This window comes from Gordonia sp. CNJ-863 (genome assembly GCF_001942325.1).
Taxonomy (GTDB): Bacteria; Actinomycetota; Actinomycetes; order Mycobacteriales; family Mycobacteriaceae; genus Gordonia; species Gordonia alkanivorans.
On record NZ_MKKG01000001.1, the window covers coordinates 1 to 26,474 of the forward strand.

Annotated in this window: 31 protein-coding genes; 20 read left to right on the plus strand and 11 right to left on the minus strand. The window is 64.4% G+C overall.

Annotation, left to right across the window (positions count from 1 at the left end; all coding sequences use genetic code 11):
- A partial coding sequence (locus BJF87_RS26365; protein WP_222844774.1) for an ATP-binding protein occupies positions 1-117 on the plus strand: 117 nt, incomplete at its 5' end.
- Between the two features lie 284 nt (positions 118-401).
- Here BJF87_RS26365 and BJF87_RS00015 read toward each other — a convergent pair.
- Together BJF87_RS00015 and BJF87_RS00020 are read right to left on the minus strand one after the other, a co-directional pair.
- A complete protein-coding gene (locus tag BJF87_RS00015; protein ID WP_006359780.1) occupies positions 402-767 on the minus strand; it encodes an XRE family transcriptional regulator in 366 nt (121 codons plus the stop codon).
- On the minus strand, positions 767-1,168 hold the full coding sequence (locus tag BJF87_RS00020; RefSeq protein WP_006359781.1) for a hypothetical protein: 402 nt from the start codon (positions 1,166-1,168) through the stop codon (positions 767-769). The genes BJF87_RS00015 and BJF87_RS00020 overlap by 1 nt, the downstream gene beginning before the upstream one ends.
- A 154-nt stretch (positions 1,169-1,322) precedes the next feature.
- On the opposite strand from BJF87_RS00020, the gene BJF87_RS00030 reads away from it, so the two are divergent.
- Positions 1,323-2,488 (plus strand): IS3 family transposase gene (locus BJF87_RS00030; RefSeq protein ID WP_085948641.1). Its coding sequence is split into 2 segments (ribosomal slippage): positions 1,323-1,607 and positions 1,610-2,488, totalling 1,164 coding nucleotides; the frame shifts between segments, so codons are not numbered across the junction.
- Positions 2,489-2,954: 466 nt separating this feature from the next.
- On the opposite strand, the gene BJF87_RS27160 is transcribed toward BJF87_RS00030, so the two are convergent.
- The 3 genes from BJF87_RS27160 to BJF87_RS25585 are packed head-to-tail and all read right to left on the minus strand — an operon-like array spanning position 2,955 to position 5,091.
- Positions 2,955-3,464 (minus strand): RES family NAD+ phosphorylase, encoded by a 510-nt coding sequence (locus tag BJF87_RS27160; protein ID WP_075862387.1) that lies wholly within the window; start codon positions 3,462-3,464, stop codon positions 2,955-2,957.
- Positions 3,465-3,467: 3 nt separating this feature from the next.
- Positions 3,468-3,806 carry an antitoxin Xre/MbcA/ParS toxin-binding domain-containing protein gene (locus tag BJF87_RS00040; protein ID WP_075862388.1) on the minus strand — a complete coding sequence of 113 codons (339 nt, stop codon included), beginning with the start codon at positions 3,804-3,806 and terminating at the stop codon, positions 3,468-3,470.
- A 37-nt stretch (positions 3,807-3,843) separates the two neighbouring features.
- Positions 3,844-5,091, minus strand: a complete 1,248-nt coding sequence (locus BJF87_RS25585; RefSeq protein WP_139319377.1) for a hypothetical protein — start codon at positions 5,089-5,091, stop codon at positions 3,844-3,846.
- Between the two features lie 378 nt (positions 5,092-5,469).
- Between BJF87_RS25585 and BJF87_RS26005 the strand changes: the two genes are divergently transcribed.
- The gene (locus BJF87_RS26005) at positions 5,470-5,619 is read left to right on the plus strand and encodes a hypothetical protein (RefSeq protein WP_158037433.1); all 150 of its coding nucleotides are present in this window, start codon (positions 5,470-5,472) and stop codon (positions 5,617-5,619) included.
- 581 nt (positions 5,620-6,200) lie between these two features.
- Here BJF87_RS26005 and BJF87_RS25590 read toward each other — a convergent pair.
- From BJF87_RS25590 to BJF87_RS25360, 4 genes are all read right to left on the minus strand, one after another.
- Complete coding sequence (locus tag BJF87_RS25590; RefSeq protein ID WP_139319378.1) at positions 6,201-6,515, minus strand: hypothetical protein; 315 nt, start codon at positions 6,513-6,515, stop codon at positions 6,201-6,203.
- Positions 6,516-6,594: 79 nt separating this feature from the next.
- Positions 6,595-6,798 (minus strand): hypothetical protein, encoded by a 204-nt coding sequence (locus BJF87_RS00045; protein WP_075862389.1) that lies wholly within the window; start codon positions 6,796-6,798, stop codon positions 6,595-6,597.
- Positions 6,799-7,075: 277 nt separating this feature from the next.
- Positions 7,076-7,819 carry an RNA polymerase sigma factor gene (locus tag BJF87_RS00050; RefSeq protein ID WP_075862390.1) on the minus strand — a complete coding sequence of 248 codons (744 nt, stop codon included), beginning with the start codon at positions 7,817-7,819 and terminating at the stop codon, positions 7,076-7,078.
- Positions 7,820-7,921: 102 nt separating this feature from the next.
- Positions 7,922-8,188, minus strand: a complete 267-nt coding sequence (locus BJF87_RS25360; RefSeq protein ID WP_084813117.1) for a helicase associated domain-containing protein — start codon at positions 8,186-8,188, stop codon at positions 7,922-7,924.
- Between the two features lie 271 nt (positions 8,189-8,459).
- Here BJF87_RS25360 and BJF87_RS00060 point away from each other — a divergent pair, with 271 nt between their 5' ends.
- The 16 genes from BJF87_RS00060 to ligD all read left to right on the plus strand — a co-directional run bounded on the left by BJF87_RS00060 (position 8,460) and on the right by ligD (position 25,067).
- The gene (locus BJF87_RS00060; protein WP_262338798.1) at positions 8,460-10,322 is read left to right on the plus strand and encodes an N-6 DNA methylase; all 1,863 of its coding nucleotides are present in this window, start codon (positions 8,460-8,462) and stop codon (positions 10,320-10,322) included.
- Positions 10,319-11,482 carry a restriction endonuclease subunit S gene (locus tag BJF87_RS26460; protein ID WP_075862392.1) on the plus strand — a complete coding sequence of 388 codons (1,164 nt, stop codon included), beginning with the start codon at positions 10,319-10,321 and terminating at the stop codon, positions 11,480-11,482. Before BJF87_RS00060 ends, BJF87_RS26460 begins: the two co-directional genes overlap by 4 nt.
- Before the next feature lie 41 nt (positions 11,483-11,523).
- Positions 11,524-14,424, plus strand: coding sequence for a type I restriction endonuclease subunit R (locus BJF87_RS00070; protein WP_262338814.1), 2,901 nt, complete (start codon positions 11,524-11,526; stop codon positions 14,422-14,424).
- Complete coding sequence (locus BJF87_RS00075; RefSeq protein ID WP_075862394.1) at positions 14,424-14,753, plus strand: M48 family metallopeptidase; 330 nt, start codon at positions 14,424-14,426, stop codon at positions 14,751-14,753. Before BJF87_RS00070 ends, BJF87_RS00075 begins: the two co-directional genes overlap by 1 nt.
- A gap of 384 nt (positions 14,754-15,137) precedes the next feature.
- Positions 15,138-15,491: a VOC family protein gene (locus BJF87_RS00080; RefSeq protein WP_075862395.1), complete on the plus strand. Its 354-nt coding sequence runs from the start codon at positions 15,138-15,140 to the stop codon at positions 15,489-15,491.
- 11 nt (positions 15,492-15,502) lie between these two features.
- Entirely contained in the window at positions 15,503-15,754 is a 252-nt protein-coding gene (locus BJF87_RS00085; protein ID WP_316042956.1) for an ArsR family transcriptional regulator, read from the plus strand.
- An 81-nt stretch (positions 15,755-15,835) separates the two neighbouring features.
- Positions 15,836-16,288, plus strand: a complete 453-nt coding sequence (locus BJF87_RS00090) for an SRPBCC domain-containing protein (protein WP_075862396.1) — start codon at positions 15,836-15,838, stop codon at positions 16,286-16,288.
- A 309-nt stretch (positions 16,289-16,597) separates the two neighbouring features.
- Complete coding sequence (locus BJF87_RS26375) at positions 16,598-16,744, plus strand: hypothetical protein (RefSeq protein ID WP_222844771.1); 147 nt, start codon at positions 16,598-16,600, stop codon at positions 16,742-16,744.
- A gap of 13 nt (positions 16,745-16,757) precedes the next feature.
- Positions 16,758-17,726 (plus strand): ATP-binding cassette domain-containing protein, encoded by a 969-nt coding sequence (locus BJF87_RS00095; protein ID WP_075862397.1) that lies wholly within the window; start codon positions 16,758-16,760, stop codon positions 17,724-17,726.
- Positions 17,723-18,538 (plus strand): ABC transporter permease, encoded by an 816-nt coding sequence (locus tag BJF87_RS00100; RefSeq protein ID WP_084813118.1) that lies wholly within the window; start codon positions 17,723-17,725, stop codon positions 18,536-18,538. The genes BJF87_RS00095 and BJF87_RS00100 overlap by 4 nt, the downstream gene beginning before the upstream one ends.
- Before the next feature lie 27 nt (positions 18,539-18,565).
- Positions 18,566-20,206: an IS21 family transposase gene (gene istA / locus BJF87_RS00105; protein ID WP_075862398.1), complete on the plus strand. Its 1,641-nt coding sequence runs from the start codon at positions 18,566-18,568 to the stop codon at positions 20,204-20,206.
- 9 nt (positions 20,207-20,215) lie between these two features.
- Positions 20,216-20,995: an IS21-like element helper ATPase IstB gene (gene istB / locus BJF87_RS00110; protein ID WP_075862399.1), complete on the plus strand. Its 780-nt coding sequence runs from the start codon at positions 20,216-20,218 to the stop codon at positions 20,993-20,995.
- Positions 20,996-21,114: 119 nt separating this feature from the next.
- Complete coding sequence (locus tag BJF87_RS00115; RefSeq protein ID WP_075862400.1) at positions 21,115-21,828, plus strand: helicase associated domain-containing protein; 714 nt, start codon at positions 21,115-21,117, stop codon at positions 21,826-21,828.
- Positions 21,829-21,832: 4 nt separating this feature from the next.
- On the plus strand, positions 21,833-22,537 hold the full coding sequence (locus tag BJF87_RS00120) for a helicase associated domain-containing protein (RefSeq protein ID WP_075862401.1): 705 nt from the start codon (positions 21,833-21,835) through the stop codon (positions 22,535-22,537).
- Between the two features lie 197 nt (positions 22,538-22,734).
- Positions 22,735-23,817 carry a DUF1524 domain-containing protein gene (locus BJF87_RS00125; protein WP_075862402.1) on the plus strand — a complete coding sequence of 361 codons (1,083 nt, stop codon included), beginning with the start codon at positions 22,735-22,737 and terminating at the stop codon, positions 23,815-23,817.
- Between the two features lie 311 nt (positions 23,818-24,128).
- The gene (gene ligD, locus BJF87_RS00130; protein ID WP_262338815.1) at positions 24,129-25,067 is read left to right on the plus strand and encodes a non-homologous end-joining DNA ligase; all 939 of its coding nucleotides are present in this window, start codon (positions 24,129-24,131) and stop codon (positions 25,065-25,067) included.
- Between the two features lie 88 nt (positions 25,068-25,155).
- On the opposite strand, the gene BJF87_RS00135 is transcribed toward ligD, so the two are convergent.
- Together BJF87_RS00135 and BJF87_RS00140 are read right to left on the minus strand one after the other, a co-directional pair.
- Positions 25,156-25,365, minus strand: coding sequence for a hypothetical protein (locus BJF87_RS00135; RefSeq protein ID WP_075862404.1), 210 nt, complete (start codon positions 25,363-25,365; stop codon positions 25,156-25,158).
- On the minus strand, positions 25,362-25,688 hold the full coding sequence (locus tag BJF87_RS00140; RefSeq protein ID WP_075862405.1) for a hypothetical protein: 327 nt from the start codon (positions 25,686-25,688) through the stop codon (positions 25,362-25,364). Before BJF87_RS00140 ends, BJF87_RS00135 begins: the two co-directional genes overlap by 4 nt.
- A 467-nt stretch (positions 25,689-26,155) precedes the next feature.
- Here BJF87_RS00140 and BJF87_RS00145 point away from each other — a divergent pair, with 467 nt between their 5' ends.
- Positions 26,156-26,473, plus strand: a complete 318-nt coding sequence (locus BJF87_RS00145; RefSeq protein WP_075862406.1) for a hypothetical protein — start codon at positions 26,156-26,158, stop codon at positions 26,471-26,473.
- Position 26,474: the final 1 nt, after the last annotated feature.

A 26,474-nucleotide genomic window follows, 5' to 3' on the forward strand; every position in this document is an offset into this window, starting at 1 on the left:
CCCGAACACACCACCGCCGCCAGCATCCTCGACCGGCTCCTACACCACGCCACCATCGTCATCACCGACGGCGACTCCTACCGCATGACACACCGAACGGAGGTACCACCCACCTAGAACATCCCGCACAGGGTGGGGACTTTTACCTGGCCACCAGCGGGGACATCAAACTGGCCGTTGACAACTCCTCGTGAGCAAACCTCGCCAGAGCAACAGCCACCTCAATGTCCGAGCGGTCCGGGAGCGTGCCACTCGCGATTCTCCGTACAAGCAGGTGGTCCATCACCCGCTTCTGGCGGACGGTGCCTTTCCACGGGTCACGGCCGGGCACCGTGCGGTCGGTCCAGAAATCGACCGACCTCATCAGCTACCGGCCGCCGATCCCGGCCTGTTCACGGCCCTCATGCCCCGTCGACCAGCTGTGCAGGCAGCGCGACCTCGACGGTGCGGTCACCGAGACGGGCGGTGATGGTGACGTCGGTGGCGCCGGCGGCGGCCAGGTAGTTGGCCAGCGTCGACAGCAACAGGTCCTCACGTGCCTCCAACCCCGACACCGCAGCCTGCTTGATACCCATCCGCTGGGCCAGCTCGGTCTGGGTCAGCTGCGCAGCCTGCCTGATCGCCGCCAACCCCATCGCATGCGCCCGGTCGGCCTGGGCCATCTCCGCGCGGATCGTCTCGACCCGCGCCGCGGTATCGGGATCGGCCAACAGCTCCGCGATCCGCTCATTGCCGCGCCGGAACGTGGCCCGCTTCTCCTCACTCATCAGCCCTCACCTCTCTCAGTCTCGGTTTGCCGTTTCCACGCCTCGATCGCGACATCCGCGCGCGGTCCGACGCTGTCGTAGAACACATCACCCATGCGCGCCTTGTCCCCGGAAAACAGGGCCACCACCACATGCGCGTCGTCGGGAAACCACACGATCAGCCGCACCGCCACACCCTCGCGATACGGGTGCGACACCCGCCACACCACATACCGCTTCGACTGCCGCACCCGCTTGAGCGTCGCCGATTCCACCACCGGCGGCTCCTCGAGGTCAGCGAGCACCTGCAACTCCGCCAGCAGCAGATCCAGCCGCAGCCGATCCACGGCATTGCCCGCCGCAGCCGACTCCTCCAGCCGGGTCAGGAAGTCGTCGAACTCGCTCGACCAGTCGATCAACACACGCTAGATATTACTCCAAAGCAATATCGCTCACAAGCGATACGGCCAGGCCTCTGGCCTACACAAGTCACGATGCCCCCTTCGGGGGCTGGTGCACGAGTAGGTGACATCTGATCTGGCTTGCCCTGCCGGGCGGCCTGGAAGGATGCCAGCTGTGCCCAAGCCCTATCCCCAGGAGTTCCGCGACGACGTTGTCCGCGTCGCCCAGAACCGTGAAGACGGTGTGACTCTCGAACAGATCGCTGCCGACTTCGGTATCCACCCGATGACCCTGAACAAGTGGATCCGCAAGGCCGACGTGGAGGCCGGGATCAAGCCCGGCACCACGTCGGCCGAATCGCGTGAGCTGCGCGAGGCCAAGCGGCGTGTGCGCCTGCTTGAACAGGAGAACGAGGTCTTACGCCGGGCGGCGGCGTACCTGTCCCAAGCGAATCTGCCGGGAAAAGGTGGTACCCGCTCGTGAGTGAGCTGGCCGCTGACGGCATCCCCGTCACGGTGGCGTGTCGGGTACTCAAGATCGCTCGCCAGCCCTACTACCGGTGGCGCAAGAACCCGATCACCGACGCCGAGCTCGCCGAGGCGTACCGGGCCAACGCCCTGTTCGACGCCCACCGCGAAGACCCGGAGTTCGGCTACCGCTACCTCGCCGACGAGGCCGAAGCCGCAGGCGAGAAGATGTGCCGGCGGACGGCGTGGCGGATCTGCTCCGCCGGCGGCTGGACCAGCACCATCAGCAAGAGAGGCCGCGGCAAGCACCGCAAGGCCGGCCCGCCTGTACACGACGATCTCGTCAAGAGAGACTTCACCGCGCCCGGCCCCAACGAGCTGTGGCTGACCGACATCACCGAGCACTGGACGGCCGAGGGCAAGCTGTACCTGTGCGCGATCAAGGACGTCTACTCGGGCCGGATCGTCGGGTACTCGATCGACTCGAGAATGAAGTCCCGCCTGGCCGTGGCCGCCCTGAACAGCGCTGTCGCCAGGCGAGGGGACGTGGCCGGCTGCGTTCTGCACAGCGATAGAGGGTCTCAATTTCGTTCGAAGAAGATGCAGAAGGCCATCACCCGGCACGGCATGCTCGGGTCGATGGGCAGGGTCGGTGCGTGTGGTGACAACGCGGCGATGGAGAGCTTCTTCTCGCTGCTACAGAACAACGTCCTCGACCGTCGATCCTGGGCCACCAGAGACGAGCTCCGGGCCGCCATCGTGCACTGGATCGAACGGACCTACCACCGCCGCAGACGACAGGACCGCCTCGGCAGATTGACCCCCATTGAATTCGAGACCATCATCAACCACGAGGCCCCTCAGGCCGCGTGACTAACCCTGTCACCTATCCGTGCACCAGGCCCCAAGAACTGACAATCTGTATATGCGTCACGTCGTCGATCGTGGCCGTAATAAAATTGCAAGTGCGTGTTGCAGACACAAACGCGCCTGCGCCTAAATAGGTACACCCTCGCCGACAAAGTACATGAAACTACGGTAGCAAACTAACGATTTCGAGCACCGATACAACTCTGAGCCTGGCAATTTAAGGGCGCGACCACTCCGTCCCTTGTCCCGGCTATCCGGCGACAAATATCGGGTACGCCCAGCAGCTCGATCTGCATTGCCCCGAGCTAATGGCTGTATACGGGCCGTTTTAGCAGGCGGGTACCCCCGCCTAACCCGCGTCGTCGACCATTGAAAGTAGCAACCGCAGGAAGGAGGCGCCTCTCGTAAGCCGGCCAAGAATGCGGCTTCGCTCTTATGGCGTCTCGTGCCGAGCCGCGCGGAGTGACAATTATGTGATCTCTTCTGGGAGTGCTGCTCGTTCGAGGGCGGCGTCGGCTCCGAGTTCGTTGATAAAGATGACCACATTGGTCCCGTCAGATCGCGCACTCGGAACGATTAGGGCGTCGAATCCCAGAAACGCTGCGTGCTCACCGATTCGTTGACACTTCGTGAAGTTTGGGTCTTCGATATCGCCTGGCGATAAGCCAAGGGAATCAAAGTCTGCGGCCGTTATCCGAAGGGCTTTCGATGCACTCGCCCGAAGCTTATAGACGAACCGTCGAGCCTTGGGACGCAGCGGCTGCGAGTCGATAGCGTGCTGCCCCTCTGCGACCGCAGTGCCCCGCTCACTCGAAGTGTATATCGCGGCTAGGCCGGGCGGGTTCCATCGTGCCCCTCGTGTATTTGATAGCTCCGGAGGGTTGTCATTAAACATGTGCCGCCACAGCGTCACATTTACCAGTGACTCAGAGCCGAGCTGTTCGATTGCATCGAGAAGGCTGGGATCGTGGATCGCCATCAGTCAGATGTACGCGCCGTCACGGAGCTGATCAATCAGAGCTAGAACGGCGTCGATATCGCCGTCGGCGATCTTCTCGGCTGGGCGCTTTCCAGACAGCAGCTTGTGGGGGCTGTATAGCCATAACCGGGCGTCCTCCGGTTCGTAGAACTCGGCAAGCTGATTGATGAGCCATTCCAACGCGAGAAGCTGGTGCAGCTTGGCGGGTTGGGGATCGACCCGCCCCTGCTGCCATCTCGATACAGTCTGCGGCGTTGTGGCGAGTAGCTCCGCGATTTCTCGTGACCGGACTCCGCCATGGCTCTTGATCGAGTCCAAGCGCTGGGCGATCGCGCCCGTCATTGCTCCTCCTGTGTACTGACTATTTGTGTAGTTCCACTCATGCGGACCTCCGCACTCGCTTGCCGGCCGCGGGAGGGCTGAAACTGTGAGCCGGGTTGTCAGTCAGATCGGCCCCGAAAGTTCCTCGCCAGCTGTCGAGGCGCCGGCGGACTACGGACAGCGCAGGCTCTGCCTCCGAAGCACGAATAGCTTTGTCCGAAGCCGGTCGAAGAAACCCTTCAAGGTACGAACCTGCGCGGAGTGTGTCTGGGGTGTTGGACAGAGATGCAACTTCCTGCGCACGCTGGGTGACAAAGTGTTCCCGGTACCTGCCGGGGGTGTCCTTCCACCCGCGTCGGCAGCAAGACGTGTCAAGGCATGCGTGCGCCGCTTTCATTCCTGGCCGGTTGAGCAGCGTCTGCGCTTTGCTCAGCTCCAAAAAAGCGCCAAGCTGATGTAAGTAGATGCGCGCTTCACCCCCGCCTCCGCCGGACTTCTTCGGCTTGCGCAGCCACCGGGACAAATCTGTTGTCTCGTTCACTGTCACGCCAGATTCGATGCCGCCAAGTGCGCCAAATGCCATCAGGCCTACGCCAACAGCGCCAGTATGCTCACCCACCAGCGGGCGACCAAGCTCGTGCATATGGCGGCATGCAGCCAGGTAACGCTTCAACGCAAGGGGACCCGATGTCGATGTGCCAAACGGGTGAATTCGGAGCCACAGCGCATCGATGGGCAGGGGTCGAAGATGCTCCTGGATCTGCTGCCGCCAATCTGCGTCGTAGAAGTTGTTGCTTCTTGCGATTAACGGATAGTAGATCGGTACGTCCGTTAGGCCATTGCGGTCCAGCGAGGAACGCAACCCGGTAGTAAGGTCCGCGTCGATTTCTAGCCACGGATCATCTGCAGTCGCGAGGAAGTGCGTTGGGGCTAGCACTGCGGAATGGCCCGCCTCGTCAACCATGTCGACGAGCTGAGCGCATAGATCAGCTCCGGCCTGACCGTAAAGATTGTCCGGAACGTGTGGCGCATTCGAACCCCAAGGCAGGTCATGAACACCACCCCGGAGCATTCCTCCCGGCGTTGAAAGGTCGAGGGAACGAGGATCCAGCACCGTCTCCACTCCGCGTTGCCGCGCCTCAACCCACAAGTCCTTGTGCCGCTCGTGACAGGCAGGATCAGCGATCAGACCGGTCCCAGTATTGCGCCCATCGACCAGCATCTGAGCCAGAAAGGAGTGGTCGTTTCGACCCACACGAAGATACGACCCCAGCGGGTCGCTCACTGGGCGCAGCGTTCGGATCATTCCGCCTCCTGATGTATGAACACATACTAGCGCAGATCCATGAACATACAAGTTCACACGCCCTCGGCCAGCTACCGCCAAGCACATCTCCACGACGGGGCGGGGTCTCGCCCGCTCTCATACCAGCGCCTCCTGCAAGGAGATCTATCCCTGACGGCCCAAACCGCTCAACGGACCGGACGGGTGACTCCCGCACCCGAACCATGATGCCTTCGCCCACCGTCGACGACACCCGAATCTGGCGCTCATCGGACATTGCCTACAGCAGCAGGCACGCCTCGCCTGCTTCGCGTCGCCCTGGTGGGGTGTCACGCACTGTTCACACGATCGCTGACGGAAAACCACGCCGCGCCGGGCATTCCCGTCGACACTGACGACATGCCCGAACGAGTCGATTGGACCCGTGAGCGACAAGCAATGCTCGCGTTCGCACTGCGATGGGCACCCCACGGCGGCGACCCCGACGACATCTGGACCACATTCGGCGTCTCAGATCGGACGTACTTCCTGCGCCTACGCACGCTCTGACCCAAGCGCGCCCCACCGCCGTCGACGACAGCACCTGGCAGCGGCTACAGCAACTGAGCACCGACCGCCTCACCACTGACCCCGAAGTCGCCTAACACTCTTCCACTCCACCGGTATTTGAAGCGGTCACCAGGCCCCTCACCCCCTCTCACCCTCCCCCTGGTCAGCTGCTGCGGACGACCCAGTCGCTACAAAGTGCAGGCGTGGCCCCACTCGGCGTCGCTACTCCGCCGTCGTCGCCGTCGGGACGTTTTCACCAGCTTCTGGACCAGTGAGGACGACGCTGGGCCCGACGGTGCGCGAACACAGACGCGAACCGTCTCGGTAAGGAGATGTGACCATGTCACGACCGCTGGAACAGCGTCGGTTATGACGTTCGGCCATGTACTGCCCTGCCCCCCTGATGATTACGATTTCCGATACTAGATATTATGACATTTCTACAGTCGAGAGGCTTGCCTATCGGCAACTCTGGGTCGTTCGGGGGGCGTTGGCCACGGATGACTCAACCCACTCGCCGCGCCGACCCGAGCGAGATCACGACGATCGAGTGCTGCCGGGCAGGCCTTGTGGCCGATGGTCTAGCTGTCGATCTCTGCGTACGTGGTACCAAGCTGCGTTGCCGCCTGGCGGGTAAGGATGATCGTGTAGTGGGCGCCGCTGTTGAGTGCGCCCCAGCCGTCGTCACGTCGGCCTTGGTCGTACGTGTCGATCAGGGCATTTGCGTCATGGGTCAAATGACGGTGGTCGCAGGAGATCTCGTCGTTGACGAACAGTTCGTGTGTGGTGCCAGCGCTATTGCAGACGAGGATTGCGCAGCCAGGGGGTGCGCTGCGCAGTTGGGTAGGACGCTCGCTCCAGGGGCGGACGGTTGCTCTGATGTGGTCGAAAGTCATTGTGTTCTCCTTGCGTGCTGTTGCAGATGGGAGGGGCGGTGGACAGCTTCCCCACCGCACCACCCCTCCCTGTAAATGGTCAGCCGTTCTCGGTGACCGTTGTGTTGGGGTGCCGCGTCGTAGTGGCTTTAGTGACGTAGCGGCCAGTGATGGCGCTGCGATGGCTGGTCCCGGAGCTGCGGTTGCGTCCGGTCTCCGTCACCGTGGTGCGCGGGTGTCGTGCCGCGGTGCCGCGGGTGACGTAGCGGCCAGTAATGGCGCTGCGTGCGTGGCCCTTTGCCATGGTTCCTCCTTGTTGGTGGCCCTCTCCTTGTTGAGCGGGTCATCTACTACTAAGTGACGGCTGGCGGGAAACCCCTGAATGTTGTTGTGTGGTGGCTTCGAGTGTCATGGCTGCTGGTTGGACCTGGTGGTGTCAGCATTTCGTCGGGCGGCTTGTTGGGCCACGGCGCGGCCGCGTTGCGCGGGCACACTGCGCCGGGCTGCGCGTGCGGATGCGGTACCGAGTGACGAGTTCTCGATTAGTTGTTGAATCATGTGACGGCGGTCTGCAGGTGTGCTCATGATGAGCGTCTCGCTCTCTTCTTCTGGTAGGTGATCATGTTTTCGATGGCTTTGGCGCCCCCGGCGATTCCCAGGTAGTCAGCAATTTCCTGGTAGGGGTATCCCTGTGCGTGCATGACCAGGGCGCTTCGCGCTCTGGGTGTGGTGATCGATCGAAGGGCGTGGCGGACGGCGTCGCTGGTGATGACTGCGTCTTCTATGCCGTGAAGGGTGCGGGCGACGAGTGCTATTGAGTCGTCGTCGGCGATGATCTCGTTGGTGCGGCGGAGGAGTTCGGCGTCGAAGAGACGCCGGTAGCAGTTAGGGAATCGGAACAGGCACTGCCCGATGAAGTAGGTGCGCAGGCTGGCTCCTTTGGTGGGGTCCCACTTGCCGGCGATGAGCACGTTGTTCTTGAAGTAGCTGAGGGCTTCGATGACTACGTCGTCGGCAAGCTCGACGACTGTGTGTTGATCGCCGGGCCAGTCCACGAGGGTGGGTAGGCCATATCCGGTCCGCCGTTTGACCTTGGAAAAGATAGTTCTTTTGTGTATCCAACTGGTGATCACCGCCAGCCCATAGCGGGCAAGCTCCTCAGCGACCGGATTCCAGTCTCGGTCGGCGAAGCCACTGAGTTGTAAGGCGAGAAGCAGTTCCTCGTCGCCGCCGAGACGCTCGATGAGGTCGCTGGTGGGGCGATCGAACTCAGCATCGGAGAGCCATAATGAGACTTCGCCTGCGTCTGCCGGTTCTAAGTGCATGCCAGCATCGGCTGCGCGGCTGGTGGGCCGGGCTCGATCCATGGCTAGTCTCCGGGCTGCTTGAGGGTGGGCACCCCGAAGCCCTTCGGGGTGTACACCCTCTTAAGTGTCGGCCGACCGGAAATCCCTGAAAGTTTCTTCAATCAATTTTGATGGCCGCCAAAACCCCATCTTACCTGCAGAAACGCGGAGAGTCCGGATCCGCTCGGCCGACAACCGGCCCCGGCGGTACTCGGTGCGCCGGCTATCGACCCACCGGCCAATCGGGAACCCGTCGATGGTGTCGCGTTGACGCGGGTTGCTGGTGCCATACGCGGCGACGTAGCGGTGCAGGTGCGCGACTCCGGCATCGAATCGAGCCTCACTCATCCGACCCCTCGTGCCTCGCCAGGAGAAGGGTACCCATTCTGGGAGGTCCCGGCGGCGGCAGAGCCGGCGCCAACGATTGACGCGCACCCGACAACCAGCGCCGAACCGGCGACCACGAGATGAATGCGGAGGCTGCGGGAATGCAGCATTGGAGTGAGAGCTCTGGTCGAAAGGAGACCTGGACCCTCGTGCGGTCCGTCGAGACGGTCGTCGTCGAGAAGCCCTCTTATACAGACCCTCCTTTCTCTCGATCACGGCGGTCCGCTTGTGAATGTCATATCACTATGCAAAGATAACATACATGACAGACTTATCGGCCGCTCCGGCCCTCCTGCGGGCTATTCGCGCCTCGCTTGATCTGACGCAAGCCGAGCTGGCTGCGCGGATCGGGGTTTCGTTCGCCACGGTCAACAGGTGGGAGGGCGGAGCCAACAAGCCGCAGCGGGCCCAACTGGCGAGGATCACTGCGCTGGCCGAAGAGGCCGGCGTCGACGTCGGTGATGCCCCAGTCACGGGCGGCGCGGTTGTGGCCCGGCGTCGCGGCCGCCAGGCCAAGCCGGCGACGCCGACCACCAAGCCGATGGAGCAGATGCTGTGGGACGCGGCCTGCTCGATTCGTGGCGAGAAGGATGCGCCGAAGTTCAAGGACTACCTGCTCCCGCTGTTGTTCTTGAAGCGCCTATCGGATGTCTTCGACGACGAAATCGACCGCCTCGCCGAGGAGTACGGCGATCGCGAGGTCGCCGTTGAGATCGCCGACAACGACCATGTTCTCCTCCGCTTCTATCTCCCACCCGAGTCTCGGTGGGCAGTCATAAGTGGTCGCACCCAGTACGACTGGCCGAACGACGAGCGCGGTCGTACGACCCGCCCCCGCGACATCGGAGAGCACCTGACCAAGGCGGTACGTGCGGTCGTCCGCTTCAACCCGACGCTGGCAGGCGTTATCGACGTCGTCGACTTCGCGGCCGAGCGCAACAGCGAGCGAGACATCAACCCCGCCAAGCTCAACGGTGTAGTTGAGACCTTCTCGGATCCGCGCTACCGACTCGGCCTCGCTGATGTGCAGCCCGACTTCCTCGGTCGTGCCTACGAGTACCTCCTCCGCAAGTTCGCCGAGGGCTCCGGCCAGAGCGCCGGCGAGTTCTTCACGCCGACCGAGGTCGGCTTCCTCATGGCCCGGATCTTGCGCCCGAAGCCCGGCCAGACCTGCCACGACTACGCCTGCGGATCGGCCGGGCTCCTCATCAAGCTCCAGCTTGTTGCCAGCGAGCTTGATCCGACCGCGAAGGTGCCGCTGAAACTATACGGGCAGGAACTCCAGGCCGAGAGCTATGCGGTCGCACGGATGAACGCGATCATCCACGACATGGACGTCGACCTCCGGCGGGGCGACACCATGATCAACCCGAAGTTCCGTACGCCCTCCGGCTCACTCGACCAGTTCGACCTCGTCGTCGCTAATCCGATGTGGAACCAGCCCTTTGGCGCCAGCATCTTCGAGGACGACCCCTACGACCGCTTCATCAAGAACGGAGGAGCGACTTCGGGCAAGGGTGACTGGGCTTGGCTTCAGCACACGCTCTCGGTCCTCAAGGACGGCGGCCGTGCCGCCGTGGTTCTCGACACCGGCGCTGTCACTCGCGGCTCCGGCTCGAAGAACGAGGACAAGGAACGCAACATTCGCAAGTGGTTCGTCGACCGGGACCTGATTGAGGGCGTCATCCTCATGCCCGACAACCTCTTCTACAACACCACCGCCGCAGGCGTAATCGTGGTGCTCAACAAGCGCAAGCCCGAGTCCAAGAAGGGCAAGATCACGCTCGTCAACGCCAGCAAGCGCTTCACCAAGGGCAGGCCCAAGAATCACCTCGCTGACGAGGCCGTTGCCAATCTCGCGAGGCTCTTCAACGCGAGCGAGCCTGTCGATGGCGAGGTCGCGGTCATCGAGATCTCGCAGGTTGCAGAGGCGGACTACAACCTCAGTCCGAGCAGGTGGGTAGTTCCGGTTGGGTCTGACGACACGGGCGATGTGGGGGTTCTGCTGAGCGAGTTGGAGAAGTGCCTCGCCGAGGAGGCGGGCCATGAGGCGCAACTCCAACGGGCATTTGCAAGCCTAAGGAAACTCGCATGAGCACTCAGACGATCCAACTGGACAAGCTGTGCGATCTCGTGAGTGTTCAGGTCAAGCCTGCCGACATGCGCGATGCGCCGTACCTGGGTCTCGAACATCTGGAGTCTGGGCGCCTCCTCCCCGCTGGGTTTGGTGGTGCTGACGAGGTGGGGAGTCAGAAGGCGGTCTTCGAGCCCGGAGACGTGCTCTACGGGAAGCTGCGGCCGTATCTCGACAAGGCAGTCCTGGCAGACCGCCACGGCATCGCCACAACCGAGTTGCTGGTACTGCGCCCAAAGCCTGAGGTCAGGCCAGAGTATCTGGTCTGTGTCGTTCACTCGCCTGCGTTCATCGACTTCGCCATTCAGGGTGTGACGGGTGCACAGCACCCGCGAACATCGTGGGCGCATATCCGCAACTTCGAGGTCCTTGATTGGGATGCCCACCAGCAGGAGTCGATCGCCGGACTCCTGTGGAGCCTGTACCGCCTACGGATGGCGACAGCAGCGGCAATCGAGTCGGCTTCGGGCTTGAAGCACTCATCGATGCGGCCGTTGTTCTCGCGGGGGCTGAGAGGGGACGAGCAGAAGGAAACCGAGATCGGCCCGGTCCCGTCGAGTTGGAGGGTCGGCGCGCTCCGAGACCTCGCTGAGTTTCAGAGAGGGTTCGACATCACGAAGAGCACGCAAGTCGTGACCGGAACTGTCCCCGTGGTTTCGTCTGGAGGAGTCAGGAGTTACCACGACACGGCCGCGGTTGAAGGCCCCGGCGTGGTCCTTGGAAGGAAGGGTTCGATCGGCAGCACCTATTACGTCGCGTCCGACTTCTGGCCGCACGACACGACACTCTGGTGCCGAGACTTCCACGGCAATCTGCCAAAGTTTGTCTTCTATCGGGTGCAAATCCTCGACTTGAAGCGCCTTGACTCTGGTGCGGCAAACCCCGCGCTGAACCGCAACTTCCTGCATGCCGAGACCATCAGCTGGCCGGGAGTCGACGAGCAGAAGGAGATCGTCGACGTTCTCGATGCTCTCGATCGCAAGATCGACCTGCTGTGTCGCAAGCGCGAGGTGCTGGACCAGCTCTTCAAGTCACTGTTGCACAAGCTGATGACGGGCGAGGTATCCGTTGACGACCTCGACCTGAGTGCGCTGCCGAAGCTCGAGGGGAGCGCTGCATGACTCAGATCAAGATCTCAGAGGCCAAGTCGGTGCAGTTCCCGATGGTGAAGCATGCTTCGGCGGTCGGATGGGAGCAGCTCACGCCAGAAGAGGCCGAGGGAATGCGGCGCGGCCGGGCGAACATGCTGTTTCCCGAGGTGATCGAGGACAAGCTGCGAGGGTTCAACGCGTGGCTGACCGAGGATCAGGCACGTGCCATCGTCGAGAGTATCGAGGCGCTCCCGGCGACGATCGAGGGCAACCGGGAGGTGCTCCGATGGTTGCGTGGCGAGCGCCAGTGGAACGACGAGAACGAGCAGCGACAGCGCCCCGTTCAGGTCGTCGACTATGCCGTCCCGGACCAGAACGCGCTGCAAGTCACCTGGGAGTGGAAGATCGAGCCGCCGGCACGCGCCAAGGGCAACCGCGCCGATGTCATGTTCGTCGTCAACGGCATCCCGGTGACCATCGTCGAACACAAGAACCCGAAGGATCGTGACGCCCTGACTAAGGCAGTCACCCAGCTCCGTCGCTACGAGAAGGAGACGCCCGAGCTCGTCACCCAGGCGCAACTGCACAACGAGACGCACCTCATCGACTACTGGTATGGCGTCACCTGGAACGTCAATCGCCGCATGCTCTTCAAGTGGAAGCACACGAGTGACGAGTTCTACCGCGACGCGGTTCAGGCGTTCTTCGAGCCGCGTGAATTCCTGCGAACGCTTCGCGAGTGGGTGCTCTTCTACGTTGAGGACGGCGAGACCCGGAAGTCTGTCCTCCGCGAGCACCAGCGCGGGGCTGTAGACGCCGTAGTCGAGCGCTGCGCCGACTCAACGAAAAACCGTGGGCTGATCTGGCACACCCAGGGCTCGGGCAAGACGTTCACCTTGCTTACTGCCGCCCAGCTGATCCTGAGCCAGAAGGACCGCTTCAAGAAGGCGACCGTCATCCTTGTCGTCGACCGCACTGAGCTAGAGGGCCAGCTCAAGGAGTGGGTCGACAGACTCCTTGGTGAGATGCAGGCCAACGACATCCCCGTCCGGCGGGCCAACAGCAGGGACGACCTGCAGAACATCTTTGACTCAGACTTTCGCGGACTCGTGGTCTCGATGATCCACAAGTTCGAGACGATCCGGAAGGACAGCTCTGACCGGGACAACATCTTCGTCTTCATCGACGAGGCTCACCGATCGGTCGCTGCCGACCTCGGGTCCTACCTGATGGCGGCCGTGCCGAACTCCACCATCATCGGCTTCACCGGAACTCCGGTCGGGGGCACGCAAGGCGGCGGGTCGGGATCGTTCCAGATCTTCGGCGCCCAGGACGAGAAGGGCTACCTGCACAAGTACTCGATCATCGAGTCCATCGACGACGAGACGACGTTGCCGATCAAGTACCTGCTTGCTCCGTCGACGATGTCCATGGAGCCTGAGGACCTCGACGAACAGTTCTACGCCCTCGCCAATGACGAGGACATCACTGACGTTGAGGAGCTCAACAAGATACTCCAGCGGGCTGTTGGCCTGCGTACCTTCCTTGGTGCAGACAGCCGTGTGAAGCAGGTGGCCGAGTTCGTCGCCAACCACTTCAAGGAGAACATCGACCCGTTGGGCTACAAGGCGTTTCTCGTTGCCGTCGACCGGGAAACATGCGCCAAGTATAAGCGCGCGCTAGACGAGCTGCTGCCGGTTGAATGGTCCGAGGTCGTCTACAGCAAGAACGCTAACGACGTCGTCGAGCGGCCGGATGTCCACGATCTCCAGCTCTCGGATGACCGGGAGAAGGAGGTGCGCCGCCAGTTCAAAAAGGCTGACCAGCAGCCAAAAATCCTGATTGTCACCGACAAACTGCTGACCGGATATGACGCGCCGGTGCTGTCCGCGATGTACCTCGACAAGCCGATGCGCGACCACGTGCTGCTCCAGGCGCTCGCCCGCGTGAACCGCCCCTACGTCGACAGCGAGGGAGTCCAGAAGAAAGTCGGCCTGGTGGTGGACTTCGTCGGCATCCTCAAAGAGTTACATAAGGCGTTGCGCTTCGACTCAGCCGACGTCGAGGGCGCGCTGGAAGACCTCGACGTGCTGCTGGCCGATCTGCTCGACAAGATCGACGCGGCATCGACCGAGTACCTCCAGGTCGAAAGCGGTCAGGGAGCCGACGAGCAGTTGGAGAGCCTCGTTTACGGCAAGTTCCTGACCGAGGACGCTCGCAAGGAGTTCTTCGACGCCTACCGCGACATCGAGTCTCTGTGGGAGATCCTCTCGCCGTCAGCAGAGTTGCGCGACCACATCACGACATACAAGCGGCTCTCCGTGCTGTACGCCGCTGTTCGAAATGCATACTCCGACGTGGGTAGCTTTACCGCCGACCTGGAGCACAAGACCAAACGGTTGATCGAGGAGAGCGCGACCCAGGAAGGTCTCGGCCGATTCAGCAAAGTTGCCACCTTCGACGTCGAGACACTGGAAGCCATCGGCAAGGACGACGGACCGCCGGAGGAAAAGGTCTACAACCTCCTGCGCGGCCTGCGGCAGGAGATCGAGGAAAATCCCGCCGCTGCTGTCGTGCTCCAGAGCATCAAGGAGAAGGCGGATCGCGTCATCGAAAACCTCGAAGAGCGGAAGGTCAACGGGCTCGCCGCCCTCGACGAACTGAAGGCAATTGCCGAGGAGAAGGACCGGCTGCGTGAGTTCGCAAAGAAGGCCGGGCTGTCGGATCGTGCCTTCGGCATCTATGCGGCACTCAGCAAGGAGCCCGCGCTGGAGGGCTCGAAGGTAGACATCCAGTGGATCGCGTCGACCATCGAGGTCGCCGTCGATCAGTTCCCGCACTGGAAGCAGAATCTGGACGAGCGTCGCCGCCTCCGCAGCGGCCTCTACAAGCCCCTGCTGGACAACAAGGTTCCCGCGAAAGCATGCAACGAGATCATCGAGAACGTCATGAACGTGCTGGAGAAGGTCTGATGGCGCGGCCCAAGATGATCCTGACTGCGGATCAGATGCTCACCCGCAGGGCGATGGCCTGGGCGACCAAGATCCGCGTGAATCCCACCCGCATCGTGATCGCTGAGCTGGAAACGAAGTGGGGTTCCTGTGCACCTGACGGCGTTGTCACCCTGGCCGGCGATCTCGTCGACATGCCCGAGGAGTTCCAGGACTACGTCGTGGTCCACGAACTGCTCCACCTGCGCTACCGCTCCCACGGCAAGGCGTTCACCGCCATGATGACCGCCCTCGTCCCCGACTGGCGAGAGCTCGAGATGTCAAGCCCCGTGAGGGAAGTGCGCAAGTGAGCGAGGCGGGCAACGTCGAGGGGCGTTGGGACGGGCATCTGATTAAGGTGCTCGAGGTGCTAGATGGGGGCGACGCGTTCCTGGGCCGCACTTCAAACGGTGGCACTGCCAGATTCTCGCTGGGATAACTGGCCGACCTTCGGAGGGGCTCCGTTGTCTTCGTGAGTGACGACAGATGGGAGGTAGTACCTAAGAATGCTTGGCCGGATGATTCTGTCGAGCTCACCTGACACCGCTTGTCGGTCTCGTTCAACACCATGCCTGGCGGGGACAAGATGGATGTCGATGAGCGGTGACACCACTGGCGGCTGGGGTCGACCAGGAAGTCCAACGGGCCGCAGCACGGTCTTGACGCGTAGGTTTTTTCCTACGTAAGGTGGGGGAATGGCTATCAACACCGTGAAGACCGTGACCGTGTTCGTCTCCGACCAGGACCGTGCCCGCGACTTCTACGTCGACGCGCTCGGGCTCGAGGTGAGGACCGACCAGACGTTCGGCGAGAACCGCTGGCTCGAGGTCGGTGCCCCGAGCGGCACCACACTGGTGCTGCACAAGCCGTTTCCCGGGATGAGCGCCGGCGGCGGGCAGGGCATTCTGTTCGGCAGCTCGGACCTCGACGCCGACGTCGCACGCCTGCAGGAGGCCGGCGTGGTCGTCGACGGACCGAACGAGATGCCGTGGGCCCGGCAGGCCACCTTCTCGGACCCGGACGGCAACGGCTACATCCTGCAGGGCTGAGGTCGTCCAGCTTGCCACGCCGTCTCAAGAGCGGTCCGCTGGACGAGGTGTTCGGCGCGCTCGCCAATCCCACTCGTCGCGACATCCTTGACGCGCTCCTCGGCGGTGAGCACACCGCCGGGGAACTTGCCGGGAAGTTCGACATGGCTCGTCCCAGCGTCTCCGAACACCTCCGCGCGTGCGCGAGTCCGGACTCGTGGAGGAGCGCCAGGAAGGCCGGCACCGCTTCTACCGCGTCACGGGAGAGCCGATGGCCGAGCTGATCGACTGGCTCACACCCTACGAGCGCTTCTGGCGCTACCGGATGACCGCCCTGGGCGGTGTGCTCGACGAAATGGACGACGATGACCACGCATGAAGACCTGACCCGGATCGAGGTCGACCAGTACTTCCCGCACCCGCCCTCGAAGCTCTGGCGGGCCCTGACGACGCCGGAGTTGATGGCGCAGTGGCTGATGCCCAACGACTTCGAACCCGTCGTGGGTCACCGGTTCACCTTCTGGGCACGCCCGGTCGCGCAGACCGGGTTCTCCGGTCGGATCGTGTGTGAGGTGCTTGACTTGCTGCCCCAGAAGATGCTCCGGATCAGCTGGGCTGACGCCGAGCAGCCCGACTCGATGGCCACCACCGTCACCTGGATGCTGCAGCCCGAAGGGAAGGGCACCCGCCTGTTCCTGGAGCACGCCGGCTTCGACCTCGACGACCCCACGCAGCAGCTCGCCCGGAAGTTCATGAACGGTGGGTGGCGCAGCCACGTCCTGCGTCGCCTCAGCGAACTGCTCCAGCACCTGCACTGATCCGCCCCCGATTCACCCGGCCCCAACCAACCACGGCTGACGCATGTCAGCGAACGGCCACGAACAAGGAAGGCCCACTATGGCACGCACGATCGCGGAGAAGCTCCAGATTAAGCCCGGCACCGAGCTGCTGCTCGGGCAGTCCTCACCAGAGCAGCGAGGGCTGCTCGACCCCCTCCCCGAGGACGTCACCGTCGTCGATGGGGTCGACCGCGACACCGGCGGCGTCGCGGTGATGTTCGCCCACAGCCGCGACGAGCTCGACTCGCTCTTGAATGACGTGTTGCCCAAGCTCACGGCCCCGAGGCCGTGTGGATCGGCTACCCCAAGGGCAACAAGGCCGACATCAACCGCGACAGCATCTGGAAGCGCGCCGAGGAGTCCGGCTGGACGCTCAACGGCAACATCTCGCTCTCGGATACCTGGTCGTCGGTCCGTCTCAAGCCCATGAACTGATCGAGGGCTCGACATGACGACCGGACGGACGGAACCGACGCCGAGCGCAGACGTGGCGATCCAGGCACGAGGGCTGCGTATCGAGTACCCCAAGCGCACCGTGTTCGAGGAGTTGAACCTGAGCGCGCCCGCGGGGAGGATTACGGCGGTCCTGGGACGAAACGGCGCGGGGAAGACCACCCTGGTGCGTGCCCTCGCGACCCTCCAGCCCTACCGGGGCGGGTCGCTGCGCGTGTTCGGGCACGAGGTGCAGGACGAAGCCCAGACGGTCCGGGGAATCGTCGGACTGGCCGGGCAGCACGCCGCCGTGGTGGCCGAGCTGACCGGCGTCGAGAACCTCCGTATGGTCGCCCGCCTCTACGGGCTCTCGCTGAAGGAGGCCGGCGCGGCCGCGGCGGCGGTGATCGACGAGTTCGCGCTGGGCGAGTTCGTCGACCGGCGCGTCTCCACCTACTCGGGCGGACAGCGACGCCGCCTCGACCTGGCAGCGACGTTCGTGAACAGGCCGTCACTGCTGCTGCTCGACGAGCCGACCACCGGGCTGGACCCCCACAGCCGCAACAGCCTCTGGGAGTCCATCCGGACCTTGCCCGCAGAAGGCACGTCGGTGCTGCTGACCACCCAGTACCTGGAGGAAGCGCAGGCCCTCGCCGACGAAGTCGTCATCATCGACGCCGGCCGCGTCGTCCAGGCCGGAACGCCCCACCAACTGCGCCGCACGATGGCCACCACCAGGCTGCGCCTCGTTACCCACGAACCGCTGTCCGACGACGACTCCGCCGCGCTGGCCGCGCGACTCAGCGGCGAGGTGAGCGAACTGCGGGACAACGAACTGACGGTGACCGGCCAGTTCGACCTCGACACCGCACATCGTGCAGTGACCGAGCAAGGGATCCCGACGGACATCACCGAGTTCTCCGTGTCCCCGCCGACACTCGACGACGTCTTTCTCTCCATGACCGGAAGCGAGGCACGCCCATGACCGCCACCATCCCCACGACATCGGCCACCCGGCCCATCTCAGCCGGCCCTGCGGCGACCAGCGCCACGATCGCGTCGAAGACTCTAAAGGTGTTCCTCCGCGACCCGCAGGTCGTGTTCCCCACCCTGCTGCAGGGCGTTCTCTTCCTGCTCGTGTTCCGCTACGTCTTTGCCGGGGCGATCGACTCCGCTCCGCTGGCATACGTCGACTACATGACGCCCGGCATCATCACCACGACGCTGCTGTTCGGCTCGTCCCAGGCAGCGGTCACCGTCGCCAAGGAACGCTCCGCCGGGTTCACCGACCGCGTGCTGTCACTGCCGGTGGCCCGCGTCGGGATCACACTGGGACGGCTCGCCGCGCAGTCGACGATCGTGGTCGCCGCAGCACTCACAACGCTCCTCGCGGCCTTCATCACCGGCTTCAGACCCCACGCAGGCGTACGCGAACTCGTCTTGGCGTTGGCGATGCTGGTGCTCTACTCGGTCGCGTTCGCCGCGCTGTTCCTCGCACTCGGGTCAGCGGCCTCCAGCCCGGAGGCTGCCCAAGGGCTGGCGTTCATCGCGATTCCGCTCACCTTCATCTCCAGCGCCATCGTCCCCACCGCGTCGATGCCCAGCTGGCTGGCAGCCGTGGCCGACTTCCAACCGCTCACCCCCATGATCGACGCACTGCGCGGCCTCACCCAGTCCAACCTGATCGGCGTCGACCAAACCTCCCTGATAGCCGCCCTCGCCTGGTCGGCCGGGATCCTGCTGGTCTCGGTGATCATGGCAGTCCGTCTCGCGCCGCGGACCAAGGCGCTCAACTAACCGCAACCCCCTGCGGACACCGACGTCATGGCGCGTGAAGCACGAACGTCCCGTGTCGACCTCTACGCAGCAATTCGACGCGATGCCAAGGAGGGCCTGTCGAAACGGGCACTGCAACGCAAGCACGGGGTCGGGTACCGCACAGTAGCGGCAGCCTTGGCCTCGGCATGGCCCAAGGAGCCCAAGCCGCCACCGAAGAGAGGGTCGCGGCTCGACCCCTACCGGCCAGTGATCGACGTCTGGCTCCGCGATGACCTGGACGCGCCGAGGAAGCAGCGACACACCGCGAAGCGCATCTTCGACCGGCTGCTCGACGAGCACGACGCCATTGGAGTGGTGTCGTACGGGATGGTGCGCGACTACGTCGCGACCCGTCGCCGCGAGATCCGCATCGAAACCGGGCGGGAGCCCGTCACCACGTTCATCCCGCAGACCCACCTGCCCGGCCGCGAGGGCGAGGTTGACTTCGGCGAGGTCGTCGTACGGCTGCGCGGAGAGCTGGTGACCTGCACGCTGTTCAGCCTGCGACTGTCCTACTCTGGGAAGGCCGTCCACAGGATCAGCGCCTCAGCCGGGCAAGAGGCGTTCTTCGAAGGCCACGTCCACGCCTTCCGTGTCCTGGGCGGGGTACCGACCGGGAAGATCCGTTACGACAACCTGAAGGCCGCCGTCGCGTCCGTGATCGGGTTCTCCCGTCAGCGGGTCGAGGCGGATCGGTGGACCGCGTTCCGCTCCCTCTACGGGATCGAGGCGTTCTACTGCCAGCCAGGGATCACCGGCGCGCACGAGAAGGGCGGCGTCGAGGGCGACATCGGCTGGTTTCGCCGCAACCACCTCGTCCCCATCCCAGAGGCCGACTCCATCGAGCAGCTCAACGCCATGGTCGACGCCTGGGACCGCAGCGACGAGCAACGCAGGATCGCCTCACGCGCGCACACCATCGGCGAGCACTTCGCAGCCGAGCAACCACTCCTCGCTGCGCTCCCGACCGAGCCGTTCGAGACCGGCCGATGGTTCACCCCGCGGGTCGACAGGTTCGCTCAGGTGAGCGTCCGGATGAACAAGTACTCCGTGCCCGCCCGCTACGTCGGTCGCCAAATCAGGGTCCTGCTGCATGCCAGCGAGCTGGTCGTCTACGACGGCCACAAGGTGGTGGCGCGCCACGAGCGGCTGATGACCAAGGGCGGTGTCCAGCTCGACCTGGACCACTACCTCGAGGTCCTCCTCCGCAAACCCGGAGCGCTCCCCGGAGCCACTGCCCTCGAGCAAGCCCGGAAGACCGGCCGGTTCACCCCAATACATGACGAGTGGTGGGCCGCGGCCTGCAAGACCCATGGCGATGCCGAGGGCACCCGCGCCCTGATCGAGGTCCTGCTCCTGCACCGACACCTCGCGCACGAGCATGTCGTCGCCGGGCTAGCCGCCGCCCTGCGAGCCGGTGGGCACACCGCCGACGTCGTCGCACTCGAAGCGCGCAAGGCCGAAGACAAAACCCACGACAACAGCGGCGCGCCCGACTCCGCGGTCTCCCCTCGAAGCGACCCCACCGTGATCGCGTCGCTCACCGAACGGCGACTACGCAAGCCCTTGCCCGTCGATATCCGCCCGCTGCCGACCGTCGACCAGTACGACCAGCTGCTACGACGCCGATCTCGCGCCCAGGAATGAAGGAGCCCCATGACCCGCCGCCGAGGCATGACTGAAGAAGCCGCCGATGCTTCCATCGACCAGGCGTGCCGCATGCTGCGGCTGCCGACCATCCGCCAAGGCTTTGCCGACGGCGCAGACCGGGCGGCAGCCGAGCAGATGTCCTACCGCGGGTTCCTCGCAGAGCTCCTCCTTGCCGAGTGCGACGACCGGGCTCGCCGCCGCTCCGAGCGACGGATCAAGGCCGCGAAGTTCCCCCGAGAGAAGTCCCTGCGGGCCTTTGAGTTCGACGCCAACCCCAACATCGACCCCGCCACCATCCACACCCTCGCCAAGTGCGACTGGGTCAAGAAGGGCCAACCCCTGTGCCTCATCGGCGACTCCGGCACCGGCAAGTCCCACCTGCTCATCGCACTCGGCACCGAGGCCGCCATGGCCGGCTATCGGGTCAAGTACACCCTCGCCACGAAGCTCGCCAACGAGCTCGTCGAGGCCGCCGACGAGAAGACCCTGTCGAAAACAATCGCCCGCTACGGACGCGTCGACCTGCTATGCGTCGACGAGCTCGGCTACATGCAGCTCGACCGACGAGGTGCCGAACTGCTGTTCCAGGTCCTCACCGAACGCGAGGAGAAGGCATCTGTCGCGATCGCGTCCAACGAGTCCTTCTCCGGGTGGACCAAGACGTTCACCGACCCGCGGCTCTGCGCCGCCATCGTCGACCGCCTCACCTTCGGCGGCACCATCATCGAAACCGGCACCGACTCCTACCGACTCGCCCACACCAACCGGCGACTCGCCCAGCAGTAACACGGGTCGCGAAGTGGTGTCGAACGAAGCCGACACTCCTACCCCATTCGGTGCCCAAGTGGTGTCGAGCGAGACCGACAAACGGTGTCAGGCGAAACCGTCATGGCCACTGTGCCGCAATGCCGAGCGAGCATGAGCCTGGCTCGGCCAGCCGTGGTGGTGCCTACGATAATCTCTTCGAGTCCGGGATCGCGCACCTGCACCGCTACACCGCCGTCCACGGCACAAGCTCGCCGGCCCGCGATGCGACGATCGACGGCTTCGCGATCGGTTGGTGGGTCGTCAACCGCCGTGCCGAGTGCCGGCGGGGTCGGTTGTCGGCCGAGCGGATCCGCCGCCTCGAAACCGAGTTTCCCGGCTGGGTGTGGAATGTGCGTGACGCGATGTTCGACGTCGGCGTGACCCATCTGCGCAGGTATGCCGCCGTCCACGGCACGAGCAACGCCGGAGAAGGAGATGTGATCGACGGTTTCGAGATCGGTACCTGGGTCGCGTCCCGTCGCGCCGACTACCGCAAAGGCCGACTGTCGGCCGAGCGGATCGCGCGTCTGGAGTCCGAGTTCCCGGACTGGCGGTGGCTGCCTCAGGACGAGGCCTTCGCGGCCGCGTTCGAGACCGGTCTGTCTCACCTCCGCCGCTACGTTTCCGCCCACGGGACCAGCCAGATCCCTCAGCGGGATGTGATCGATGGGTTCCCGATCGGTATCTGGGTTGCCACCCGTCGCGCCGACTACCGCAAAGGCCGATTGTCGGCGGAGCGGATCCGCCGCATCGAGACCGAGTTCTCGGACTGGCGGTGGACGGTACGACCCGCCGCCACGAACAGGCGGTGACGCCATGCCCAGCGAGCACAACACGGTCCCGGCCGCTGACCGCCGACGTGCGGACGATCGGCGGTTCGGCACCGGGATCGCGCACCTGCACCGCTACGTCGCCGTGCATGGTTCGAGCTCGCCGGCCCGCCACGCGACAATCGACGGATTCAAGATTGGCGCCTGGGTCGACAGTCGCCGCACCGACTACCGGCTAGGCCGGTTGTCCGCGAAGCGGATCGTGCGCCTCGAGGACGAGTTCCCGGGTTGGCGGTGGACTGTGCTTGATGCCGCCTTCGCGACCGGGATCGAACATCTGCGGTGCTACGTCGCCGCACACGGCACCAGTAATGCCCGTCAGCACGACGTGATCGAGGGTTTCGCGATTGGCCAGTGGGTCGCCAATCGCCGCACCGACTACCGCAAAGGACGGTTGTCGGCCGAGCGAATTGCACTGTTCACGAACGAGTTTCCGGATTGGCAATGGAACCCGCAGGACGCGGCATCAGCGGCCGCTTTCGAGACCGGTGTCGCACATCTGCACACCTATCGCGCGGCGCACGGCACCAGCTCGCCGGCCCGCCTCGAGGTTATCGACGGCTTCAAGATCGGCCAGTGGGTCGCCAACCGTCGGGCCGACTACCGTAAAGGCCGGTTGCCGGCCGAGCGGATCCGCCGCATCGAAACCGAGTTCCCCGACTGGCGATGGACCATCCGCACCCGCACTTGATCAGACAGCGCCAAGGCAACGGATTCAAAATCCGTCCAGTGTCAGTTCGAGTACGGCCGGGGGCACTGAAGCAAACGTGGGACGGGATTGTCCGGTTTCGTAACGTTGTCCGAGTGGGTTGCTATAGCTAGGTGACATTGCATCGGCCATTGCGCGCCGGTCGCCGTTTTCGTGAAAGGCTCTCCCGCTCAATGGCTATGCCACAGCTCTCCCCTGCCGTCTCCTCGACAGAGTCGCCGGCCACCCCTTCACCTCGCAGGATTCGCCCTCGGGTCCTGGTCGGTAGCTGCGCCGCTGTCCTGGCCCTGACGTTGGGGGCGTGCGGGACGACCGAGACGATCACCGAGCGGGTCGCTGACACCTCGACCTTGCCGGCGACCTCGACCTCGGACGCCCCGACGTCGGAGGTGTCGTTGCCCACGGCGACACCGGTGGTCACTGTGTCGGCGGCACCGGCCGCGAACAAGGCGCTGGCGACACTGGACACCCTCGCGGTGAAGGGACGCGCACCCAAGACCGGATATGACCGTGCGCTCTTCGGGCAAGCCTGGACCGACGACGTGAACGTCGACAGCGGCCACAACGGGTGCGACACCCGCAACGACATCCTGCGCCGCGACCTCACCAACATCGTGCTCAAGCCCGGCTCGAACGGCTGCGCCGTCCAGTCCGGGACACTCGCCGACCCCTACACCGGTCGGACCATCACCTTCACCCGTGGTCAGCAAACCTCCTCGGCGGTGCAGATCGACCACGTCGTCGCTTTGTCGGATGCGTGGCAGAAGGGCGCACAACAGCTCTCCCCCGCTCAACGGGCCGACTTCGCCAACGATCCGCGCAACCTGCAAGCCACCGACGGTCCCACCAACCAGCAGAAGGGCGACGGTGACGCCGCGACCTGGCTGCCGCCGAACCGTTCCTACCGCTGCACCTACGTCGCCCGTCAGGTCGAGGTCAAAGCCGCCTACAAGCTGTGGGTGACCCAGGCCGAACGGGACGCCATCACCCGCGTCCTGACCAGTTGCGGCGCCGCGGTCCCGGCACCGACGACCCGCCAGGTTCCCAACACCCGTACCTCGACGGCGACGCCGATCCCTGAGCCGAGTTACACCCCTCCGACGACGACTTACACCCCGCCGCCGGCGGCTGGGGCGCCGTCGTCGGTCTACTACGCCAACTGCTCGGCAGTCCGCGCCGCGGGCGCGGCCCCGATCTACGCCGGCCAACCCGGTTACAGCAGCAAGCTCGACCGCGACGGCGACGGCGTCGCCTGCGAGTAGCGCTGACCGTCAGCGTCACTCGAGAGGAATACCGCGAGTTGGTCCGCCGTTGAGTGGTGTGACGGTGGCGGGCTCATTGCCCCGGGCCTCACCCCTTTTCGCCGCTGCGTGCGGCCACTCGCCGAGAGGCGCACTGACCGGCACCGTCCATCTACACACTGAGGCCGTCGACCCACTCGGGTCGGCGGCCTCAGTCGTCAACCAGCACTACCGTCTCTGCGGTGATGCGGACGCGTTCGATCACGGCCTGAGGATAGACACCGACCGGTGGGTGAGCGAGGACAGTGGAGCGTATGGCTTCGATGGCGCCGATGCTCGCGACCCCAGGTCGGGCTCCGTCAGGTTCGGGCTGGTCGTGGGAGATGAAATATGACGGTCAACGGTGCACAGCCCGGGTTGCCGGCGGTGAGGTGTTGCTGTTGAGCCGCAACCTGAGCCCGATCACCTCGACGTATCCCGAGATCACAGCTGCTCTGCGCACGGCGAGCGGTGGCCGCGACGTCGTGGTCGACGGTGAGATCGTGGCCCTCGACGCTACGGGGCGACCGTCGTTCTCGCTTCTGCAACGTCGGATGCACACCCCACGGCCGGGCCGCCGGCTCCTCACCGACGTCCCGGTCGCGTTCTATCTGTTCGACGTCCTGGAGCTCGACGGCACAGACGACGTTGCACCGCTGCCCTACCTCGAACGCCGGGAACTGCTCGACTCCGCGATGACGAGCACCGGGGCGGTGCAGGTCACCCCGTATTGGCCTGACAGCTCGGCTGAACCGATGCTGGAGCTCGCGAAGCAATTCCGCTTGGAGGGCGTGGTCGCCAAAAGGCGGGCGTCGAAGTACCTGCGCGGCCAACGGTCGCCGTCGTGGGTGAAGGTCCCGCTGCGGCTGAGCGCGGAAGTGATCGTGTGCGGGTGGACCGGCGGCCCGACTGCGGTGCGGTCGCTGCTGGTGGGCGGGTATCGGCCGTCAGGTGAGTTGGTCTACCTCGGAGAGGTGGGGACCGGATTCACCAAGCAACAGCGCCGCGAGATCGCCGACCTGCTCGCCGCGGTGGCCCACCCTGGCCATCCGTTCACCGCAGAACACTCCCCTACGAGGATCAGCAACGTGCGATGGGTGAAGCCGGTCCTAGTCGGCACCATCGAGTACCGCGAGATCACCCGCCGCCTCCGACATTCCTCATGGAAGGGCTTCCGCACCGACAAAACCCCAGACGAAGTGATCTGGCCCGAACCCGACGATAGGTCCTGACCTCGACTGTCCCCGGACGGCACGCAACCACACCGGATTCTGGGGCAACCGACCCGACCGGGGAAGGCGGCAGCGCAGCGCAGCGCAGTCAGCTTGTGTCTTCTACGAGTTGCTCGACCTGGCCGCCAACCTCGGAGGCGTACGCCTGGGCTTCGGCCGCTTCATCGTCGGTATAGACCCGAACGTCGGCCGGCCGGCCGGGTGGCCGCACGATCAACGTCAGCTCACCCATCGTGACGCGACCCCGTTTGGGCGCGACCCGATTAGTGGGGCCGACCCCGTCGGTATTCTCGGTCATTGCTCGGTGGCATCCTCTCGCGGTCGCAGGGCCTCGGGCGGTACCCACATCGTGATGGTCGCGGACGAGACGTGGTTGGCGCTCTCGACCGGCATCTGACATATACCGCGCCACAACCCATTTGAGAGCTGCAACCAAGCCAAGAGGGACGCGGGCATGGTCGGCTCGATGCGCGCGCCGGATGCGCGTACTCGCAACGACACTCCCCCACCGGCCGCAAATGAGCGCCCGCACGACGGGTCCGCGATCGCCATGTCGATCAGCACGGGCCGCGGTGGGTCGAACACGCGGAGTGTCCGGGTGTCGGGCCAGTGATCGAACATGTTGACAGTCTAGCCGCGCTAGTCGAATGGGTGTTCGATGGTGGTGTAGTCTGTTCGCGTGGGCGGGGGTGTGCCCGGATCGGGAAGTCCGGGGCCGCACGCACCCCCGCCACTTCAGCCCCTTGTCCCACCTGACGACGTGACGACGTGACGACGTGACGACGTGACGACGTGACGACGTGACGACGTGACGACGTCAGGTTTTTGCGGCGCACATGAGTCTGTGGCCACCACCCAGCCCGAATCCTTGTCCCCTAAACGGCTGCACCCCCGCCACCCGGCTGCGGTGGGGCGGGGGGGCAGCCTGGGTGTGGAGTGTCTAGCGGACGTAGTTCAGGGTGAATTGCCATCCGCCGGAGGTCTTGGTGCACGGGGAGACCGAGAGGTTGGGGCTGGGGTACGGCGCAAGCTTGCCCTGCGCCCGTAGCGCTGCTCGTCGAGACGTTCTACGGGTAAGGAGCATCCAGATGGATGAGCGGCCGCGGTTGCATGTGACCCAACGCGCCATCCTCACCGAAGACGCCAACGGTGTGTGGACAGGTCGGTACGGCGGCGAAGACTGGTCTGTCACCGCCGAGTCGAAAGAAGGCGCGCTCGAACGTCTGCGGGAGAAGCTGGAAGCATTGCTCGACGACGAGGATCGCCACGCACGCATCATCGCCCTCGGCGAACAAACCGCTGCCGGCGATCACGCCGAAGAGGGATTCGACGCCCAATTTATCAGCCAAGAAGCGTATGACGGCCGGATGATCGAGACTATGGAAACCCACTTCGACGACGACTGAC

Bases quoted from the DNA above. Each gene is read 5' to 3' on its own strand.
- BJF87_RS00060 (WP_262338798.1), top strand. From the start codon at position 8,460: ATGTCATATCACTATGCAAAGATAACATACATGACAGACTTATCGGCC.
- BJF87_RS00140 (WP_075862405.1), bottom strand. From the start codon at position 25,688: ATGTTCGATCACTGGCCCGACACCCGGACACTCCGCGTGTTCGACCCA.
- istB (WP_075862399.1), top strand. From the start codon at position 20,216: ATGACCCGCCGCCGAGGCATGACTGAAGAAGCCGCCGATGCTTCCATC.
- BJF87_RS00135 (WP_075862404.1), bottom strand. From the start codon at position 25,365: ATGACCGAGAATACCGACGGGGTCGGCCCCACTAATCGGGTCGCGCCC.
- BJF87_RS00075 (WP_075862394.1), top strand. From the start codon at position 14,424: ATGGCGCGGCCCAAGATGATCCTGACTGCGGATCAGATGCTCACCCGC.
- BJF87_RS26005 (WP_158037433.1), top strand. From the start codon at position 5,470: ATGCCCGAACGAGTCGATTGGACCCGTGAGCGACAAGCAATGCTCGCG.
- BJF87_RS00100 (WP_084813118.1), top strand. From the start codon at position 17,723: ATGACCGCCACCATCCCCACGACATCGGCCACCCGGCCCATCTCAGCC.
- BJF87_RS00050 (WP_075862390.1), bottom strand. From the start codon at position 7,819: ATGCACTTAGAACCGGCAGACGCAGGCGAAGTCTCATTATGGCTCTCC.
- BJF87_RS25360 (WP_084813117.1), bottom strand. From the start codon at position 8,188: ATGAGTGAGGCTCGATTCGATGCCGGAGTCGCGCACCTGCACCGCTAC.
- BJF87_RS00090 (WP_075862396.1), top strand. From the start codon at position 15,836: ATGACCACGCATGAAGACCTGACCCGGATCGAGGTCGACCAGTACTTC.
- istA (WP_075862398.1), top strand. From the start codon at position 18,566: ATGGCGCGTGAAGCACGAACGTCCCGTGTCGACCTCTACGCAGCAATT.
- BJF87_RS00080 (WP_075862395.1), top strand. From the start codon at position 15,138: ATGGCTATCAACACCGTGAAGACCGTGACCGTGTTCGTCTCCGACCAG.
- BJF87_RS00045 (WP_075862389.1), bottom strand. From the start codon at position 6,798: ATGGCAAAGGGCCACGCACGCAGCGCCATTACTGGCCGCTACGTCACC.
- BJF87_RS00015 (WP_006359780.1), bottom strand. From the start codon at position 767: ATGAGTGAGGAGAAGCGGGCCACGTTCCGGCGCGGCAATGAGCGGATC.
- BJF87_RS25590 (WP_139319378.1), bottom strand. From the start codon at position 6,515: ATGACTTTCGACCACATCAGAGCAACCGTCCGCCCCTGGAGCGAGCGT.
- BJF87_RS00040 (WP_075862388.1), bottom strand. From the start codon at position 3,806: ATGACGGGCGCGATCGCCCAGCGCTTGGACTCGATCAAGAGCCATGGC.
- BJF87_RS00120 (WP_075862401.1), top strand. From the start codon at position 21,833: ATGCCCAGCGAGCACAACACGGTCCCGGCCGCTGACCGCCGACGTGCG.
- ligD (WP_262338815.1), top strand. From the start codon at position 24,129: ATGCTCGCGACCCCAGGTCGGGCTCCGTCAGGTTCGGGCTGGTCGTGG.
- BJF87_RS00125 (WP_075862402.1), top strand. From the start codon at position 22,735: ATGCCACAGCTCTCCCCTGCCGTCTCCTCGACAGAGTCGCCGGCCACC.
- BJF87_RS00070 (WP_262338814.1), top strand. From the start codon at position 11,524: ATGGTGAAGCATGCTTCGGCGGTCGGATGGGAGCAGCTCACGCCAGAA.
- BJF87_RS25585 (WP_139319377.1), bottom strand. From the start codon at position 5,091: ATGATCCGAACGCTGCGCCCAGTGAGCGACCCGCTGGGGTCGTATCTT.
- BJF87_RS26460 (WP_075862392.1), top strand. From the start codon at position 10,319: ATGAGCACTCAGACGATCCAACTGGACAAGCTGTGCGATCTCGTGAGT.
- BJF87_RS00115 (WP_075862400.1), top strand. From the start codon at position 21,115: ATGCCGAGCGAGCATGAGCCTGGCTCGGCCAGCCGTGGTGGTGCCTAC.
- BJF87_RS27160 (WP_075862387.1), bottom strand. From the start codon at position 3,464: ATGGCGATCCACGATCCCAGCCTTCTCGATGCAATCGAACAGCTCGGC.
- BJF87_RS00095 (WP_075862397.1), top strand. From the start codon at position 16,758: ATGACGACCGGACGGACGGAACCGACGCCGAGCGCAGACGTGGCGATC.
- BJF87_RS00145 (WP_075862406.1), top strand. From the start codon at position 26,156: ATGGATGAGCGGCCGCGGTTGCATGTGACCCAACGCGCCATCCTCACC.